This window comes from Pseudomonas sp. NPDC089534 (assembly GCF_044749305.1).
Taxonomy (GTDB): domain Bacteria; phylum Pseudomonadota; class Gammaproteobacteria; order Pseudomonadales; family Pseudomonadaceae; genus Aquipseudomonas; species Aquipseudomonas ekonensis.
This window is the reverse complement of sequence record NZ_JBIVHR010000068.1, coordinates 1-17,233: the sequence shown is the minus strand read 5'-3', so window position 1 is coordinate 17,233 and position 17,233 is coordinate 1. Positions and strand designations below refer to the sequence as shown.

At 64.3% G+C, this 17,233-nt stretch carries 12 protein-coding genes and 1 pseudogene; 9 read left to right on the top strand and 4 right to left on the bottom strand.

Translation table 11 applies throughout. The features are described from left to right. Positions 1 to 2: 2 nt before the first annotated feature. Positions 3 to 341: a tryptophan synthase subunit beta gene (locus ACIP0B_RS19760; RefSeq protein ID WP_085582197.1), complete on the top strand. Its 339-nt coding sequence runs from the start codon at positions 3 to 5 to the stop codon at positions 339 to 341. Between the two features lie 78 nt (positions 342 to 419). On the opposite strand, the gene lapD is transcribed toward ACIP0B_RS19760, so the two are convergent. After that, entirely contained in the window at positions 420 to 2,366 is a 1,947-nt protein-coding gene (gene lapD / locus ACIP0B_RS19755) for a cyclic di-GMP receptor LapD (RefSeq protein WP_400835276.1), read from the bottom strand. A 14-nt stretch (positions 2,367 to 2,380) separates the two neighbouring features. After that, positions 2,381 to 3,073 carry a cysteine protease LapG gene (gene lapG / locus ACIP0B_RS19750; RefSeq protein ID WP_217894217.1) on the bottom strand — a complete coding sequence of 231 codons (693 nt, stop codon included), beginning with the start codon at positions 3,071 to 3,073 and terminating at the stop codon, positions 2,381 to 2,383. A gap of 196 nt (positions 3,074 to 3,269) precedes the next feature. Between lapG and ACIP0B_RS19745 the strand changes: the two genes are divergently transcribed. The 5 genes from ACIP0B_RS19745 to ACIP0B_RS19725 all read left to right on the top strand — a co-directional run bounded on the left by ACIP0B_RS19745 (position 3,270) and on the right by ACIP0B_RS19725 (position 10,359). Further along, a complete protein-coding gene (locus tag ACIP0B_RS19745; protein WP_400835274.1) occupies positions 3,270 to 3,980 on the top strand; it encodes a GntR family transcriptional regulator in 711 nt (236 codons plus the stop codon). A gap of 754 nt (positions 3,981 to 4,734) precedes the next feature. After that, the gene (locus ACIP0B_RS19740; RefSeq protein WP_400835272.1) at positions 4,735 to 5,508 is read left to right on the top strand and encodes a DUF3050 domain-containing protein; all 774 of its coding nucleotides are present in this window, start codon (positions 4,735 to 4,737) and stop codon (positions 5,506 to 5,508) included. Further along, positions 5,505 to 6,434 (top strand): diiron oxygenase, encoded by a 930-nt coding sequence (locus ACIP0B_RS19735; RefSeq protein WP_400835270.1) that lies wholly within the window; start codon positions 5,505 to 5,507, stop codon positions 6,432 to 6,434. The genes ACIP0B_RS19740 and ACIP0B_RS19735 overlap by 4 nt, the downstream gene beginning before the upstream one ends. Positions 6,435 to 6,447: 13 nt before the next feature. Further along, positions 6,448 to 9,864 (top strand): amino acid adenylation domain-containing protein, encoded by a 3,417-nt coding sequence (locus ACIP0B_RS19730; protein WP_400835268.1) that lies wholly within the window; start codon positions 6,448 to 6,450, stop codon positions 9,862 to 9,864. A 27-nt stretch (positions 9,865 to 9,891) separates the two neighbouring features. Then, positions 9,892 to 10,359, top strand: coding sequence for an SRPBCC family protein (locus tag ACIP0B_RS19725; protein WP_400835266.1), 468 nt, complete (start codon positions 9,892 to 9,894; stop codon positions 10,357 to 10,359). A 127-nt stretch (positions 10,360 to 10,486) separates the two neighbouring features. Here ACIP0B_RS19725 and ACIP0B_RS19720 read toward each other — a convergent pair whose 3' ends face one another. After that, positions 10,487 to 11,272 carry a methyl-accepting chemotaxis protein gene (locus ACIP0B_RS19720; protein WP_400835279.1) on the bottom strand — a complete coding sequence of 262 codons (786 nt, stop codon included), beginning with the start codon at positions 11,270 to 11,272 and terminating at the stop codon, positions 10,487 to 10,489. Between the two features lie 69 nt (positions 11,273 to 11,341). Next, positions 11,342 to 12,367: pseudogene (locus tag ACIP0B_RS19715) on the bottom strand (cache domain-containing protein); the annotation flags it as partial. Between the two features lie 329 nt (positions 12,368 to 12,696). On the opposite strand from ACIP0B_RS19715, the gene ACIP0B_RS19710 reads away from it, so the two are divergent. The 3 genes from ACIP0B_RS19710 to ACIP0B_RS19700 all read left to right on the top strand — a co-directional run bounded on the left by ACIP0B_RS19710 (position 12,697) and on the right by ACIP0B_RS19700 (position 16,784). Beyond that, positions 12,697 to 13,197, top strand: coding sequence for a sigma-70 family RNA polymerase sigma factor (locus ACIP0B_RS19710; protein ID WP_400835264.1), 501 nt, complete (start codon positions 12,697 to 12,699; stop codon positions 13,195 to 13,197). Further along, positions 13,197 to 14,195 (top strand): FecR domain-containing protein, encoded by a 999-nt coding sequence (locus ACIP0B_RS19705; RefSeq protein WP_400835262.1) that lies wholly within the window; start codon positions 13,197 to 13,199, stop codon positions 14,193 to 14,195. Before ACIP0B_RS19710 ends, ACIP0B_RS19705 begins: the two co-directional genes overlap by 1 nt. A gap of 87 nt (positions 14,196 to 14,282) precedes the next feature. Continuing rightward, positions 14,283 to 16,784, top strand: coding sequence for a TonB-dependent siderophore receptor (locus tag ACIP0B_RS19700; RefSeq protein WP_400835260.1), 2,502 nt, complete (start codon positions 14,283 to 14,285; stop codon positions 16,782 to 16,784). Positions 16,785 to 17,233: the final 449 nt, after the last annotated feature.

Genomic DNA, 17,233 nt, shown 5'->3' with positions numbered 1-17,233 from the left:
CAATGTTTTACGTGCAACGCGATGCGCAGGGCCAGTTGATCCGCGTGGAGGCTGCGGCCTACGCCGAGGCCACGGGAACGCTGCCGGCCGACCATGTCGAAATCCAGGAATGGTTCGCCAACGCGGCGGTGGAGAAAAGCCTCAAGCAGCTCAAGCAGAGCGACCTGGAAATGATCCGGGTACTCGACGACCTGATTCAGGTGTTGACCCAGAAGGGCGTGATCCGCGTGACCGACCTGCCGGAAGCGGCCCAGGCCAAACTGATGGATCGCTCCCAGGCCCGTGAGGCGCTGGGCGGCCTGAGCCAGCTGATCAATGAGGACGAGCCCGGCCTGATCTGATCCGGCCGTTCGTCTTGCGGTGGGTGGGAACCCGCCTGCTGGCGATGGCGTCCTTGAGGACGCCGGCCTCCTCAAGCCTCACTTCCAGGGCGCGGGCTCACCGAACAGCTGCCCCTGCACCCCGTACAGCCCCATCTCGCGAATCACCGACAGCTCCCCTTCGGTCTCCACCCGCTCGGCGATCAGCGGCAGGTCGATGCTGTGCGCGGCCCGCTGGATCGCCTCGATGAACAGGCGCTTGTCGCCTTCCTGATCGATCGCCCGGATGTAGCTGCCGTCGATCTTCAGGTACGCCAACCCCAACCGCGCCAGGTTGCCGATCATGCTGAAGCGCCCGCCGAAGCGTTGCAGGCTCAGGGAGAAGCCCAGCTCGCGCAGGCGCCGGGTCAGTTGCTCCAGCACCGCCTGCTCCGGCAATTGTTCCTCGCCGATCTCCAGGGTCAGGCGCGGGCCGAGGTCGGAATGGGCCCGCAGGATCTCGAACACCTTGTTCAGCGCCTGCGGGTCGGCCAGGGTCGCCGAGGACAGGTTCAGGGCCAGCGACTCCTCGTGCCCGCCCATCTGCTCCAGCACCCGCTCAAGCATCAGCCGGTCCAGCCGCGCGGTCCAGCCGAAACGCTCCAGCCACGGCAGGAAGCGTCCGGCGGGGATGGCCTGGCCCTGCTCGTCGAGCAGGCGCGACAGCACTTTGTAGTGCAGCACCAGTTGCGTGTCCTGCGCCGCCACCACCGGCTGGAAGAACAGCTCGAAACGCCGCTGGCTCAGCGCCTGGTCGAGCAAGCGGTGCCAGGCGTGGTGATCGTCGCCGACGTCCGCCGCCAGGCTCTGGTCGAGGCACGCCCAATTCTGCTCGCCCTGCCCTTCGGCCTGGGCCAGCGCCTGATCGCCAAGGCTGAGCACCGCCTGGGGCGAATCGCCATGGGCGAACGGCGCCACGCCGATCGAGGCCACAGCGGCCACGTCGGTGGCGCCCGTCGCGTGCAGGCTGCTCAGGGCATTGTCGAGGCTCTGCGCCAGTTGCAGCGCTTCTTCGCGCGTCAGCCCCGGCGCCAGCACGGCGAATTCGCCGCCGCGGATCCGCGTCACGAGGTTTTGGGTCTCCGGGTATTTGGCGCACTCGCGGGAAAGCTGCTCGCCGACCGCTTTCAGCAATTCATCGGTGCGTTGACCGCCCAGGCGCTGGTTGAGCCCGGCCAGGTCCTTGACCCGCAACAGCAGCAGATAGCCGGAGCTGGCCTGCTCCGGGTTGCTCACCCGGGCGTTGAGCTGCATCTCGAAATAGCGACGGTTGGCCAGGCCGGTGAGGTTGTCCTGGTAGGACTCGGTGCGCAGTTTCTCGCTGCGTTCGGCCTGCTCCTGGAACAGCGCCTTTAGCTTCTCGACCATCTGGTTCATCGCCAGCACCACCCGGCGCAGCTCCGGCGTGCGCGGCAGCTCCGGCAGGCTGAGGAATTCGCGGCGGGCGATGGCGTGGGACTGCTTGACCATGTAGTCCAGCGGGCGCAATTGCCGGCGCAGCAACAGCGCGCCGAGCACCGCGCTGACGGCGCCGCACACCAGCAGCCAGCCGAGGCTGCCCAGGGCGCTCTGCCACAGCTTGGCCAGGGCGAACATCGGGTGGCTGACCACCTCGACCCGCGCCGCCTGCTCCCAGCCCCGGCTGACCAGCGCGTCGCCGCCGGCCGGCTCCAGGCCGATCAGCCTGACGAACCAGTCCGGCACATTGGTGACGGCCGGAATCCCGCTGCGCTCGACGATGGCCTTGTCGGTCTTCAGGTCCACCACCCGGATGCTGGAGTAGTAGCCGCTGTCGAAAATCGAACTGACCAGCAGCTCGACCATCGCCGGGTCGTCGATGTTCGGCGTCAACGACAGCGCCAGCGCCGTGGCGGCGTCCTGGGCGTGGGAGCGCAACTGGTTGACGTACTGGGTGCGCGAGCTTTCCAGGCTGACCATGAAGCTGCCGGTGAAGGCGACCACCAGGAACAGACAGATAGCGATCAACAGCTGTTTGAACAAGGACATCTGAGCGCGTGCTCCTAGTTAGTCGTCTCGACCGGGAATCCTTCGGCCTGCATTTTCTTCAGCACATCCTGCCAGCGCGACAGGCGTTTGGTGTCACCGACCTTCTTGTTGCCCTTGGCCCCCGGCAGGTACAGACCCTCGGCATTGAAAGAGTAGACGGGCAGCAAATCGGTCCGCTCGGCCGCCGGCCTGATCGGGTCCATCAGGCTGTCGAGCACCAGGGGCATGGCGTCGGGGGTGGCATAGTAGGTCAACACCATGTGCGCACGGTTCTGGCGCAGGGCCTTGACGTAGGTGATGCGCAATTTGTCACTGGAGACCCCCAGGTGACGCAGGCTGAAATACTTTGCGATTGCATAGTCCTCGCAATCCCCGGCACCCTTCCACAGCGCTTCGATGGGCGTCTCCCAGTAGTCGACTTCGTGCCACAGGTCGATGTCCTCGACGTAGCGCATCTGCTTGTTGAAGAACAGGTTCACCACCTTGAGCTTGTCCGCCTCGCTGGCCTGCTTCTGCGTGGCCAGCAGGTTCTGCCAGGCGTCGATGCGCTGCTGTCCGGCGCCCAGCGGCCCGTACAGCGCCGTGGCCTTGCGGCTGATCGCGGAAAAATCCCAGTCGGCATGCAGGCCGCCCAGCATGGCGCCGGCCAGCAGCAACGCGCAGGCCAGCCGGCGCGCAATCCGGGGAATCGCGAGAGTTACCGCCAATGCAAGGCATCCAGGGCAGGGAGGAAAGCGTCTGATGGTGAAGGTTAGCCCAGCAAAAAACAATGGCACCCTGAGATCATCTCCGACGCGCTAAACTCTTGAGGAGGGAGCAATCCTCTACACGGTTTGACATCCTGTAGAGCAATCACTAGTGTCCTTTGGATCCAAATTCCGTAGTCATTCAGGGTGCGTAGTTGTGACACAAAAGCCCAAGCCGCTGCACAGCATCAAGGTCGACGGACCGATTCCCGCCCATCTGGCACGCTCGATCATCGAAGAGACCCTGCGTTCGGCGATCCTCGACGGCCGCTTGCCTTGCGGCACCGCCGTGCGCCAGCAGGATCTGGCCGACCTGTTCGGCGTCAGCCGCATGCCGGTGCGCGAGGCGCTGCGCCAGCTGGAAGCCCAGGGCCTGCTGAGTGTGGTGGCCCACAAGGGGGCCGTGGTCGCGCCGCTGATCCAGGGCGACGCCACGGAAACCTACGAGTTGCGGATCCTGCTGGAGTCCGAGGCGCTGCGCCAGTCGGTGCCTCTGCTCACGGCCGCCGACCACGACCGCGCAGCGGGCTACATCGAAGAGCTGGAAACCGAACACGACTACACCGAGATGGGCCGGCTCAACCGGCTGTTCCACATGGCGCTGTACTGCAAGGCCGGCAACGGTCGCCTGCTGCGCCTGGTGGAAGACGGCCTGAACGAGGAGGAGCGCTTCCTGCGCTTCAACCTCGAAGCGATGGGCCTGGGCAAGCTCTCTCAGGACGACCACCGTGCGCTGCTGCACGCCGTGCGCGACCGTGACGCCGAACACGCGGTGAAGCTGCTGGAGCAGCACCTCAACCGCGGCGTCGAGGTCATCACCCGTTACCTGGCCAGTGCCGCCGCGCCAAACCGCAAGACCGCCCGCTGATCCCCTCTGCCGGGCCGGCAGGCCGGTCCGGCGAATCACCTGCTTACAAATCCCGCCGCCTGCCAAGGTGAATTGCCATGGCAGTTCCGCGCCTGCGCTCTAACCTCCCCACCCAGCGTCAACCCGCCCGGAATCCGCACCGCAGGCGAGTCACTTTCGACGATGGCGGCAGCGCCGAATTACGCGCACCCTTGAACCGCCAACCGAATCAAGAACGGGCGAAGCGCCAGCGGCGCAGTCCCCGCACCAGGAACCAACGGAAGGAGCCTTGCCACGGGATAAGGAAGTAACGGCGTCGCTCCAGCCCAACTTCATCCCCTCAATTCATCTCATTCGCCCTGTTGGAAAGTTGCTTCGAGTGAGGCATTCACTCTTATTTATTCATTTTGGCGATTTATTGCCGAAAGGAGCAACTACGCCCAAATAAAACTTAAATTAAAAGTTTTATCAGACCCACTCATATTCAAAAAAACCGAAAACTTAAAATAGTTGAAAATAACCTTGTTAAGTTGTTTTTCGATGTATAAGTTTTCTACGCCGGGCATTCAGGCGTAGTTGATGCCCCGGCTTACCAAAGCCAGAAGACTTAATAAACCTGGGCACCGCACCGCTGCCCAGCTTCAGGCCACGGATATACAACTTCAACTTTCATCGAACTGAATGAGGCTATCGCTCGCCGCAATAAAACAAATCAACCACTGCTGGCCGATGGTTAAGCAGTCCCTTTACCCGTATGTACCAGAGGTTCGTAACCATGCCAACCAAACAACAACTTTCCCAGAAGAAAGCCGAACTCAGCGCTCATCCGATCTTTTCCGAAATCGATTCCCTGACGGTATTGCGCCGATTCATGGAGTCCCATGTATTTGCCGTCTGGGACTTCATGTCGCTGACCAAGCGCCTGCAGCAGGAACTGACCTGCACCCGCCTGCCCTGGCTGCCGCCGCGGGATCCTCACGCCGCGCGGCTGATCAACGAGATCGTGCTCGGCGAAGAGTCGGACGACCGCCCGGATCATGGCCATTACAGCCATTTCGAACTGTACCTGGATGCCATGCGCGAAGTCGGCGCGGACACCGCGGCGGTTGAACGCTTCGTCGCGCTGCAACAGGAGGGCGTGAGCCATGAAGTGGCGCTGCAAAGCGTCGAGGTCGACCCGGCCGCCGCGCAATTCGTCCGCGACACCCTGCACACTGCGCTGCACGCACCGGGGCACAGCGTCGCCGCCGCGTTCCTGCACGGCCGCGAAAGTGTGATTCCGGCCATGTTCCAGCGCATGCTCGACGCCTGGGGCATCGGCGTCGAACAGGCCCCGACCTTCCGTTACTACCTGCAGCGGCACATCGAAGTCGATTCGGAAGACCACGGCCCTGCGGCGGAGCAATTGCTGGAGCGGCTGGTCGACGGCGATCCGCAGCGCGAGGCCGAAGTCTACGCCAGCGCCCTGGCCGCCGTGGAAAGCCGCATCGCCTTGTGGGACGGCCTGCGCCTGAGCATGCATGAGCCGCTGGCGGAGGTGGCCCGATGAACGCCGCCGACTACCGCTCCTTCGCCGACACCTGGGAACGCCGCGCCACCATCCGCACCCGCCCGCGCCGTGTCGTGGAGAACGACGAACGCCTGATCTACCCCCTCAGCCGCCAGCCGCTGGTGCTGAGCGACACCTTCCTGCGCGAATGCCCCGGCCAGCGTGATTTCGCGCTGGTGCAGACCTTGTACAAGTTCATCAACGATGTAGTGATCTTCGAGACCGAGATCGTCGACAAGACCGCCCGCAACATCGCCAAGAACCGCTTCGGCATGGCCTTCCCGTTCGCCTGCCGCTACGACGCCATGACCGTGGTGGTGGACGAGGACTACCACGCGCTGGTGGCGATGGACTTCATGCAGCAGACCGTGGCCATGACCGGTATCGAGCCCATCGCACTGCCGGACGAGATCGAACTGAGCCGGGCGATTCCGGCCGCCGTGGCCCTGGCGCCGGAACACCTGCGCAGCGCGGTGGAGCTGATCTGCGTGGCCATCGCCGAGAACACCGTGACCGGCGACGTGGCGGCGTTCGCCCGGGACGACACGGTCAAGCCGTCGATCAAGGGCCTGATGGCCGACCACTTGCTCGACGAGGGCCGCCACTCCAGTTTCTGGGCACGCATGGTGCGCATCTACTGGCACACCGCGAGCGAAGCGGACCGCGAGTGCATCGCGCAGATCCTGCCGGTGTTCATCGGCCACTACCTGACCAACGACATCCAGAAGGCCTTCGACCTGCGCCTGATCGACGCCCTGCCGGTCAGCGCTGCCGTGCGCCGTTCGCTGAAGGACGAGATGGCCGGACTGGCGTTCCCGATCAACCGCCACCACCCGCTGGTGGGCAACATCGTGCGGTTTTTCCACAACAGCTCGCTGCTCGATGCGCCCTGCGTGCAGCACGCCCTGCGCGACTACCTGATCTGACGAGGAGACCGCCATGAGACGTCTCGATGTTTTGTTGATCGGCTGCAGCCAGGCCATGACCGACCTGGCGCAGGAACTTGAGCAACACGGTCATTCACCGGTCCGTCTGACGCACCGCCATCCGCAGCCGCGACCGGCGGCGGACCTGGTGATCGACGACGCCGGCCCGGCGTCGGAAGACTTCGGCCCGACACCCCATCTGTCCCTGCGCCTGGGCATCGGCGCAACAGGGGCCGGCGGCCTGCCGACCCTGGATCTGCTGTGCCTGCACGGCACGCGGCTGCTGAGCCGCGTGCCGATGGCGGACGAACCGTCCGGCAACGGCCAGGCCTTGCGTCGACGGACGCTGGCGCAAGTGGTGGAAGAGACCGCGCTGCTGGTCAGCCGTTTCTCCCGCGACGCGGAGTATTTCCGACAGGCGCCCGCGGTCGGCGCTCCGGACTTCGAGCAGGTGGAGAGCCTGCTGTTTCTCGACGGCCTGGCCTACGTCCACCGGCTCAACGCCACGGCGAATCCAGCGCTGCTGCAACAGGCGCAGAACCCGATGATCGAACGCCTGGAGCAGAGTCTGATCCGCCACGCGCAACGACCGGCGCTGCACCTGGCCGGGCAGTCGGTCAGCTACGGCCAGCTGCACGTCCACAGCCGCGCGATCCGCCAGCGCTTGCAGCCGCTGCTCGAACAGCACCCGCAACCCTGGGTGGTCGGCCTCTGCCTGCCCAAGGGCCGCGAACTGTTCGCCTCGATCCTGGCGATTCTCGGCAGCGGCGCGGTGTACCTGCCGCTGGAGCCCAGCCACCCGCTGCAGCGTCAGCAGTACATCCTGGAGAACGCCGGGGCTGCGCTGTTGCTGCACGACGGCACGCATCCGCTCGGCGGATCGATGCCGGGGCTGGACGTCAGCCGCATCGACCCGACCGACGCACAGCCCGGCCAACCGCTGATGCTGCAACGCCCCGCGCTTGAGGCACCGTGCATGGCGCTCTACACCTCGGGCACCACCGGGCATCCGAAGGGCGTGCTGCTGAGCCAGGCCAACCTCGCCCACTTCACCGCGTGGTACGCCGATTATGTGCGGCTCGATGCGCAGAGCCGGGTGCTGCAGTTTTCCTCGCTGAGTTTCGACTCGTCGCTGATCGACATTTTCCCGACCCTGCTCGAAGGCGCCGAACTGGTGGTGCCCGACGACACCCAGCGCCGCGATCCGCTGCAACTGGTGGCGCTGATCCGCCGCCGGCAGCTGAGCCACGCGTTCCTGCCGCCGGCGCTGCTGAGCATCCTGCCGTTGGAGCAGTTGCAAGGCGTCGGGCAGATCATGACCGGGGGTGACGTCTGCGAGCCGTTCGTGATCGAGCAACTGACCCGCCAGGGCACGCTGCACAATCTCTACGGCCCCACCGAAGCCACGGTGCTGATCACGGCGCGGCCGCTGCAACCGGGAGACAGCAACCGCACCCTCGGCAGGCCGATCGCCAACAGTCAGGTGCTGATCCTCGATGACGACCTGCAACCGGTGGAGGAACAGACCGTCGGCGAGCTGTTCATCGTCGGCCCCGGCGTCTGCCTGGGCTACCTGAACAACCCGCAGCAGACCGCCGAACGCTACCTGACGCTGGCGCTGCCGGACGGCCGGACACTGCGCGCCTACCGCAGCGGCGACATGGCCAAATGGGGTGAACACGGCATCGAGCTGTGCGGGCGCCGCGACAATCAGGTGAAGATCCGAGGCTTCCGGGTCGAGCCGGAGGAGATCGAACGCTGCCTGCGCGAAAGCCGGCTGTACCGCCAGGTGGCGGTGGTGATCGACAGCCAACGGCGGATCCTGGCCTTTCTCGCCCAGCCGCAGGAGCAGCGGCCGGGCGAGGCCCGCGAAGCGCTCAAGGCCCACGCCCGGCAGTTCCTGCCGGACTACATGCAACCGGCGGCCTGGACTGAACTGCCGGACATGCCCTTCGCCAGCAACGGCAAGGTCGACCGCAAGACGCTGCTGGAGCTGCCGGTGAGCGTCCAGGACAGCGGCCCGAAATGCCTGCCGGCCAACGCCGACGAAGCGCTGCTGCTGGAGATCTGGGCCGAACTGCTGGAACTGCCGGCCGGCGACATTTCCACCGACGAGAGCTTCTTCAACCTCGGCGGCCACTCGATCCTGCTGTCGCGCATGCTGCTGCGCCTGCGCGAGGAGTTCGGCCGCAGCATCTCGATCAACCGCTTCATCGAACGGCCGACCATCGCCAAGCTCGCCACCCTGGTGCGCGGCACGGACGACAGCGCCGTGCTCAGCGCCCAGGCCATGGCCGACGCCGAACGCGCGCTGGACATCGAGCCCCTGCCGATCAGCCGCATGGGCGATGTGCATAAGGTGATCGTCACCGGCGCCAACAGCTTTGTCGGCGTGCACATCGTCGAGGCGCTGCTGGGCTGGGGGGCCAGCGAAGTGGCCTGCCTGGTGCGCGACGGCGACGGGCAGACGGCGGCGCAACGCTTTGCCCAGGCGCTGCGGGAGAACCGGCTCGAACACCTGGACCTGAGCCGGGTGCGGGTGTATGCGGCGGACATCACGCGACCGCAGCTGGGGCTGGCCGACGAGGACTACCGACGGCTCGACCGCGAGTTCGGCGCCCTGGTGCACAACGCCGCCAACGTCAATCACGTGCTCGACTACGAGTCGCTGGCGGCGGACAACATCGAACCGATCTTCCAATTGCTCCGGCTCTGCGAAGGGCACAGCAAGAAGGTGTTCAATTTCGTCTCGACCCTGTCGGCCTCCAGCACGGTCGACGCCGAAGGCCGGGTGCTGGAGCTGCCCGCTGCGCCCACCCCGCCGATCTACATCCGCAACGGCTACAACCTGTCCAAGTGGGTCGGCGAGCGCCTGCTCGAACGGGCGCGGGAGCGTGGGGTGCGGGTCAACCTGTACCGCCCCGGCAACATCAGCTTCAACAGCCAAAGCGGCGTCTGCCAGCCGCACAAGAACCGGTTGATGCTGATGCTCAAAGGCTCGATCCAGCTGGGCCAGGTGCCGGCCTTCGCGCTCAACTTCGACCTGATGCCGGTGGACTTCCTCGCCCGCTTCATCGCCTTCCACGCCAGCCGCCATTCGGCCGGACGCGCGGTGTTCAACCTGCACAACCCCGAGCCGCTGAGCTGGGACGCCTACGTGGCGTCGTTCCGTGAAACCGGCCGCGAGTTCTCGCTGGTCAGCGTCGCCGACTGGCAGCGGCAACTGGGCCGGGTCGATGCCGACAACGCGCTGTTCGGCGTGCTCGGCTTCTACCTCAACGGCTTCGAGGAAGACATCGGCGACATCTCCCTGATCGGCCACGCCAACGCCCAGGCCGGCGTGCGGCAGATGGGCGCGCGCTACCCGGAAAAGTCACCGGCGCTGCTGCGGCGCGGCTGCGATTACCTCAAAGAAATCAATTTCATCTGAATCATCCCAACAGCAAGGAGCAACACCATGAGCACACTGCAACCCGACACCCTGATCAAGAATCCGCACGGCTGCCACGTCGTGTCCTCGGTGAACGTGCCGGCGGACGCCGCGCAGGTATGGGCGGTGGTCGGCGACTTCGCCGGTTTCCACCGCTTCATCCCGGCGCTGTCGCACATCGAGATGACCGGCGAAGGCGTGTCTTCGCTGCGCAAGAAATTCTTCAAGGACGGCAATGTGGTGGTCGAACAGCTCAACTCCCGCGACGAGCAGGCGCGGAGCATGACCTGGACGACCATCTACAACACCCTGGGCGTGGCCAATCTGTGGGCGGCGATGAACGTGGAGTCGCTGGGAGAGGGCAAGGCGCGGGCGACCTGGACGATCATCGCCGAACCCGCTTCAGGTGGCGCCGAGGCGCTGCCGGGGTTCAAGGACTTCGTGCAGGGGTTCGCCGATGACGCGATGGGGAATGTGTTGAAGCTGTTTGCGTAAGGCTTCATGGCGGCGGTGACTGAACCGCCGCTTTCGCGGGCAAGCCCGCTTCCACAGAGACTGTGCGTATGGCACAGATCCCGTGTGGGAGCGGGCTTGCTCGCGATTGGCCGGTAGCTCCGGGCAATCAGATCTTGAAGCTGTCCACCAGTTGCTTCAGCCGGTTGGCCTGCTGCGACAGTGCATCGCAATCCTTCAGCGTTTCGTTGAGGTTGGCCACGCTCTGCTGGTTCAGCAGGTTGATCTGGTTGACGTCGATGTTGATGGTTTCCACCACGGCGGTCTGCTCTTCGGTCGCCGCAGCCACCGACTGGTTCATGCCGTCGATCTCGCCGATGCGCTTGGTCACGCTGACCAGCCGCAGGCCGGCCTGGTTCGCCACCTCCACGCTCTGCTCGCTGGACGCCTGACTGGCGTTCATGGTGCTGACCGCTTCGCGCGAACCGACCTGCAGCGAGGTGATCATCTTGTGGATCTCTTCCGCCGACTCCTGGGTGCGGTGGGCGAGGTTGCGCACCTCGTCCGCCACCACCGCGAAACCGCGTCCGGCCTCGCCGGCGCGGGCCGCCTCGATCGCCGCGTTGAGCGCCAGCAGGTTGGTCTGCTGGGAGATGCCCTTGATCACGTCGAGGATGTGGCCGATGTTGTCGGTGCTGGCGTTCAGGGTTTCGATCTGCTCGCACGACAGGCTGATCTTCTGCGACAGCTCGGTCATGGCCTGGATGGTCTGCTCGACCACCTGACGGCCGTCGTCGGCCTGCTCGCTGGCGCCGCTGGCGTGCTGCGAAGCGTCGGCGGCGTTGCGGGCGATCTCCTGGGTCGCGGCACCCAACTGGTTGATCGCCGCAGCCACGCTGTTGGTGCGGGCGCTCTGCTCGTCGGAGCCGACGATCGACGCATTGGACGCGGTCATCACCCGCTGCGACAGGTCATGCACATGGCGGGTCGCCGAGGAGACCTCGGAAATCGACGCGTGGATCCGCTCCACGAACTGGTTGAACGAGCTGCCCAGCTCGCCGAACTCGTCCTTGCTCTCCACCACCAGGCGGCGGGTCAGGTCGCCCTCACCCTGGGCGATGTCCTGCATCGCACGGCCCATGGTGATCAGCGGACGCATCAGCACGTTGATCAGCAGGCTCAGCAGCACGGCAATCGCCGCCACCGCAATGAACATCGCGATCAGCGCCGAGGTGCGGAATTGGCCGAGGGCGGCGTAGGCCTTGTCCCGGTCGATCGACAGACCGATGTACCACTCGGCATTCGGCAGACCGCTGACCGGGGTGAACGACAGGATGCGCTCCTGGCCGTTGAGCACCACGTTCTGGTTGCCCTTCTCGATGCGCACGCTGGAGTTCGGGTAGATGTCCTTCAGGTTTTTCATCACCTGATCCTTGTCCGGGCTGACGATCACCTGACCGTCGGCGCTGACCAGGAAGGCGTGGCCGATGCCGCCGAAGTCCACCGAGTTGATGATCTTCACCAGGGTTTCCAGGCTCAGGTCGCCGCCGACCACGCCGAGCAGCTCGCCGTTCTTCTTCACCGGCATGGCGATGGTCACCACCAGACCGCCGACGGCGGCCATGTACGGCGGGGTCAGCATGGTCTTGTCGGCAGCGACCGCCTGTTTGTACCAAGGACGCTGACGCGGATCGTAGCCGTCCGGCATCTTGGCGTCCGGGCGCTGGGTGAACACACCGTTGGCCTGGCCGACGTAGGTGAACTGGAAGTTCGAGGTGAAGGCCGGTTGATCGACCAGGCCCGGGAAGTCGGCGTTCTTGCCTTGGTGGGCGACGTTCTGAGCGAGGTTCTCCAGCACCAGGATCCGCCCGCTCATCCAGTTCTGCACGCTGCTGGCGGTCAGGTCGCCGGCCTGCTGCACGGAGGACTGGAGGTTCTGGCGAATGGTGTTTCGCTGCAGGTAGTCGTTGTAGAGGGTGAACAGCGCGAACGCCAGAACCACGACGCCCGAGGCGGCCAACAGGATTTTATGGCTGAACTTGAGATTCATTTCATGGGACTTCTTATGCCAAAAGTGGGGATGCGTTCCAGATGCAACATTCCATGTAACTCCAATTTCCATGAGTGGGCAGGCAACGTTCTAGTGGCTGCTCTACTTTGGTGCACGCATGTCTCACCAGTCTGTCGGCACGGCTCGGAGAAAACTTAGGGTTTTGTATGAAATGGACGGCATATCGGCCAGATTCCCGCCAAGCGGCACGCCGGAGAGTTCGACCTAGCGGTTTTCATGGACGCTGTTCGAGTGGCGGTTGCAAATTTTGTAACCCTTGAAGACAATGCGAGTAATTATCATTTGTGACGTTCCGGACTTCCGCGTTCATGTCCTCACCTCAGTTCGCAGTACAGGCGCTCTACAGCCGTCATCATGGCTGGCTCAACACGTGGCTGCGCTCACGGCTGGGCAATGCGGCGGACGCGGCGGATCTGGCCCAGGACACCTTCATCCGCCTGCTGCAACGCACCGAACGCCTGGAGCCGAAAGCCCCGCGCGCCTTTCTGCGCACCATCGCCCGCGGCCTGGTGATCGACCACTGGCGCCGCGAAGAGATCGAACGGGCCTATCTGGAGAGCCTCGCGCACCTGCCCGCAGCCGAAACGCCCGGCGCCGAAGCCCGTGCGCTGGTGATCGAACTGCTCGAAAGCATTGCCCGTATGCTTGAAGGCCTTAAGCCGAAAGTGCGTCAGGCGTTTCTGCTGGCCCAGTGCGAAGGATTGACCCACAAGCAGATCGCCGAACAGACGGGCCTGTCATTGCGTTCGGTGGAGCGTTACGTCGCCGACGCGCTGTATCACTGCTATGTGTTGCGCTACGAAAGCTGATGCCTGTGGATAACCTTTCGCTCAGCCGTCACGCCGAACCGCCGCAGCAAGTGGTCAGACAAGCCATTCACTGGCTGCTGCGGCTGCGCAACAACCGCGGCAACTCACACTTGAGCCGCCAGTGCGAACAATGGCGCGCGGAACACCACGACCATGAACTGGCCTGGCAGCGGGTGCAGTCGCTGCAAGCTGAACTGTCCCACAACCTGCACAGCGTGCCTGGGGCGCAGGTCGCCTTCAACACACTGGAGAACAGCGTCCAGGGGCTGGATCGCCGTCGGGCCCTGAAACTGTTGTCCGGCGCTGTATTGATGGGTTCCGCCGCGTGGCTGGCCAAAGACACCCAAGCCTGGCAGCAGTGGAGCGCCGACTACGCCACCGTCACCGGCGAGCGCCGCGGCTTCCAGTTGCCCGACGGCACCCGGATCGAACTCAACACCGCCAGCAGCGTGGATCTGGACTACACCGCACAACAACGGCTGATCAAACTGACCCGCGGCGAAATCATCGTCACCTGCGGCGGTGCCGACGAAGGCGCACCGTTCGACCGCCCCCTGCGTGTGCAAAGCCGCCACGGAACCTATGAGCCGCTCAAGGCTCGGTTCATCCTGCGCCAGGAAGGCGACTGCACGCGCCTCAGCGTCACCAGCGGCCGCGTGGCGATCCATTCTCCGCAACGCACCGAGGTGCTGGCCGGGCAAAGCTATCTGATCGACCGCCATCAGGTGCGACCGGCACCGCCGCTGGACATGGATGCCGGCGCCTGGGTCGACGGCCTGATCGTCACCCGCAACATGCGCCTCGGAGATTTCCTCGCCGAGGTCGGCCGATATCGTCAGGGTTTTCTGACCTGTGCGTCGGACGTGGCGGATCTACGCCTGTCTGGCGTGTTCCGCCTGGAGGACACCGACAAACTGCTGGCGATCCTGCCGCAGACCCTGCCGGTGCAGGTGCGCTACCGCACGCGCTGGTGGGTAACGCTCGAACGCTACACCTGAATGTTTTTTGGCGGGTTTTCGCGGCCAGTCCGGCTTAGTCAGTAAGCACTTCATCCCTGCCTCCGCGACTTCCTACGGAAACCTACAATGACTGCGCGCGTTACCTGTAAGAACCCTCTGAACTTCACCGTCGAATCAGGCCTGCTGCGCCAGGCCGTCCGAGCCGCGCTGTTTTCCGCCGCACTGGGGGCCGGCCTGCTGCCGGGCCTTAGTCAGGCAACCGATGCCAGCCAGGTCAGCCGCCATCGCTACAGCATCGCGGCCGGACCATTGGGCGATGCGCTCAACCAGTTCGCCCGCCAGGCCGGGATCACCCTGTCGATGACGCCGCAGCAGATCCAGGGCCGTCAGTCGCCGGGCGTGCAAGGCGAGTTTTCGACGGATCAGGCCCTGAGCCGCCTGCTCGTCGGCTCGGGCCTGGAAGCGCTCAGCCAGGACGGCAGCAGCTATGTGCTGCGCCCCTCCGCGCAAACCGAAGCGCTCGCCCTGCCGGCCACCGACATCAGAGGCTTCGCCCTCGGCAACGCGCTGGGCAGCATGGAAGGCTACAGCGCCACCCATAGCCAGATCGCCACCAAGACCAGCACCGCGTTGCTGGAGACCTCGCAAAGCGTGTCCGTGGTCACCCGCGAGCAAATGGACGACCAGGGCTCGCAGACCGTCTCCCAGGCCATGCGCTATGCCCCCGGCGTCCTGACCAACCCCTATGGCGCCACGCACCGGTACGACTACGTGGCCATGCGCGGCTTCAACGACGGCTCGGTGGACAACATCTACCTCGACGGCCTCAAGTCCATGGGCGACAGCGGCACCTACAGCACCATGCAGGTCGATCCATATTTCCTCGAACGGGTGGATATCCTCAAAGGCCCGTCGTCGGTGCTGTACGGCCGCAGTTCACCGGGCGGCCTGGTGGCGCTGACCAGCAAGAAACCGCTGCACGAGGCCTACCGTCAGGTGCAAGCCACCGTCGGAACCCAAGGCCAGCGCGGAGTCGGTTTCGACTTCAGCGGTCCGGTCGATGACGACAAGCGCATTGCCTATCGTCTGATCGGTTTGACGGATCAGTCCGACACGCAGTTCGACCACAACAAGGAAAAGCGCTACGCCCTGGCTCCCACCGTCAGTATCGATTTCAGCGAAGACACCTCGCTGACCCTGCAGGCCTACCTGCAACACGATCCGGACGGCGGCTACCACGGCGGCGTGCCGGCCGACGGCACACTCCATCAGCGCAACGGCAACCGCATCTCGCCGCACTTCTTCGAAGGCGAACCGGGCATCGATGGCTACTCCCGCGATCAGCAATCGTTCGGTTATCAATTCGAGCATCGCTTCAACGACGTCTTCACCGCCCGACAGAACTTCCGCTACCTCGACTCCAAAGTGAACATGGATCAGGTCTATGCCTATGGTTGGACGTCGCCGACCAGCCACGAACTGAACCGCTACTACACCGGCGGCGACGAGCGACTGCATGCGTTCATCGTCGACAACATGCTGCAGGCGGAATTCTTCACCGGCGCCACCCGACACACGGTACTGATGGGCGCCGACTATCAACGCCGCAAAACCGTAGTGGATTGGAGCAGCGGCGGCCTGGCACCGATCGACGCATTCAATCCGGTCTACGGCAACGCGGCGATCACGCCGTACGGTGACACGAGCTACCTGCGCCGCCTGGAGCAGACCGGCATTTACCTGCAAGACCTGATCGAGATGGACAAGTGGCGGTTCTCCCTGGGCCTGCGTCAGGATTGGGTGGAGACCTCGGACGAAAACCGGATCGCCGAAGCGGCTCGTCCGGTCGGCACCGAAATCAGCGACAAACGCACCAAGCTGACCGGCCGTGTCGGTGCGCTGTACCTGTTCGACAACGGCCTGGCGCCCTACATCAGCTATTCCGAGTCGTTCAATCCCAACTCCTACGCCGATAGCACCGGCAGTCCACTGGCACCGACGGATGGCAAACAGTGGGAAGCCGGCCTGAAGTATCAGCCGCCGGGCACCGACAACCTGTTCACCGCTTCGCTGTTCCGCATCGATCAGGAAAACCTGGCGACCAAGCTGCCGCAGGAAAACTTCTACCGGGCCGTAGGGGCTGTCCGCTCCCAAGGCCTGGAACTTGAAGCCCACATGCAACTGACCGATCGCCTCAAAGTCCTCGGCAGCTACACCTTCACCGACATCGAGTATTCGAAGTCGATGATCAGCACCCTCAGCACCCCGACCGATGTGATCCAGAACAAAGGCAATTCGCCGACCCAGGCGCCGCGGCACATGGCCTCGGCATGGGCTGATTACAGGTTCGACAGCGCGGCGCTAGAAGGCCTGCGCCTGGGTGGCGGTGTTCGCTACGTCGGCTACAGCTGGGCCGATGCGGAAAACACCCTGAAGGTGCCGTCCTACACGCTGTTCGATGCATCGATTGGCTATGACCTGGGCAAGGTCGGACTGAAGGGCGTTGATGTACGCCTGAATGCGAACAATCTGACCAACGAATCCTACGTGGCCTCCTGCGCCAGTCTGGACTTCTGCTACATGGGCGAAGAGCGGAATGTCGCCGCCACCGTGAGCTACCAGTTCTAATCCCAGGACCTGTGCATAAAAAAGCCAGCCCCTGATGTTCAGGGGCTGGCTTTGTCGTTTCTGTGGGTCAATTTCATGAGTGCCTCTGCCGTTTCGCTGCACCGTTGCATTGGGTGGACGCTGTGCCGACTGCGCATCCGAAACGGCAGGCCTGGTACATGAATGAAGCAGGCACCGCATCGCGTCGGTGGATTATGGCTGTGGTTGCTGCTGCCGATCACCTGCAGCAGCGTGGCCATGGCTCGCCCGAGCCATGGTGCTCAAGCCCATGGCTGCGGTTTTGAGCCCAGTGTTTAGGGGTGCGAGGGAGGGGAGATCAGAGGCGTTCTGGGCGACGTGAGACCCCAAACGACAAAGCCCCTGTCTGCGAATGCAGACAGGGGCTTCGGAATTCAATCTTGACGATGACCTACTCTCACATGGGGAAACCCCACACTACCATCGGCGAT

Excerpts from the sequence above, each read along its gene's own strand:
- ACIP0B_RS19760 (WP_085582197.1), top strand. The coding sequence starts at position 3 with ATGTTTTACGTGCAACGCGATGCGCAGGGCCAGTTGATCCGCGTGGAG.
- lapD (WP_400835276.1), bottom strand. The coding sequence starts at position 2,366 with ATGTCCTTGTTCAAACAGCTGTTGATCGCTATCTGTCTGTTCCTGGTG.
- ACIP0B_RS19740 (WP_400835272.1), top strand. The coding sequence starts at position 4,735 with ATGCCAACCAAACAACAACTTTCCCAGAAGAAAGCCGAACTCAGCGCT.
- ACIP0B_RS19735 (WP_400835270.1), top strand. The coding sequence starts at position 5,505 with ATGAACGCCGCCGACTACCGCTCCTTCGCCGACACCTGGGAACGCCGC.
- ACIP0B_RS19730 (WP_400835268.1), top strand. The coding sequence starts at position 6,448 with ATGAGACGTCTCGATGTTTTGTTGATCGGCTGCAGCCAGGCCATGACC.
- ACIP0B_RS19725 (WP_400835266.1), top strand. The coding sequence starts at position 9,892 with ATGAGCACACTGCAACCCGACACCCTGATCAAGAATCCGCACGGCTGC.
- ACIP0B_RS19720 (WP_400835279.1), bottom strand. The coding sequence starts at position 11,272 with ATGACCGCGTCCAATGCGTCGATCGTCGGCTCCGACGAGCAGAGCGCC.
- ACIP0B_RS19710 (WP_400835264.1), top strand. The coding sequence starts at position 12,697 with ATGTCCTCACCTCAGTTCGCAGTACAGGCGCTCTACAGCCGTCATCAT.
- ACIP0B_RS19705 (WP_400835262.1), top strand. The coding sequence starts at position 13,197 with ATGCCTGTGGATAACCTTTCGCTCAGCCGTCACGCCGAACCGCCGCAG.
- ACIP0B_RS19700 (WP_400835260.1), top strand. The coding sequence starts at position 14,283 with ATGACTGCGCGCGTTACCTGTAAGAACCCTCTGAACTTCACCGTCGAA.